Annotated in this window: 1 protein-coding gene; it reads left to right on the top strand. The window is 35.6% G+C overall.

Going from position 1 to position 270, the window contains the following annotated elements; genetic code table 11:
• Positions 1 to 86: 86 nt before the first annotated feature.
• The coding region (locus R0J87_RS20740; protein WP_498888615.1) for a hypothetical protein at positions 87 to 270 on the top strand (184 nt) is incomplete at its 3' end.

The raw sequence follows: 270 nt of genomic DNA, 5'->3' as shown, positions 1-270 counted from the left end.
AGGTGAGTTTCAACATTTTGGAATGTCCTAACCTGAATTTGTAGTGCTATACCAAGACAAGAGAGGAGGGAGAAGAAAGAACGAATATGAATCGTTATTTATTTTTATCTATTTTTAGCATTTTTCTAATTACGATCAGCAGTTGCCGTGGTAATAACAATATCACTGAGCGTCCTGAACCATTACCTCAAAATTCTCTGATTCAAGCATACTTTAATCATAACTATGCTCAAGGAGCTAATTACACTGATCCTTATCGCCAAAAAGACC

Source organism: Halomonas sp. SIMBA_159 (assembly GCF_046536035.1).
In the GTDB taxonomy this organism is placed as follows: Bacteria; Pseudomonadota; Gammaproteobacteria; order Pseudomonadales; family Halomonadaceae; genus Vreelandella; species Vreelandella venusta_A.
The sequence above is the reverse complement of the archived record's forward strand: the minus strand, read 5'-3'. Positions and strand labels throughout refer to the sequence as shown.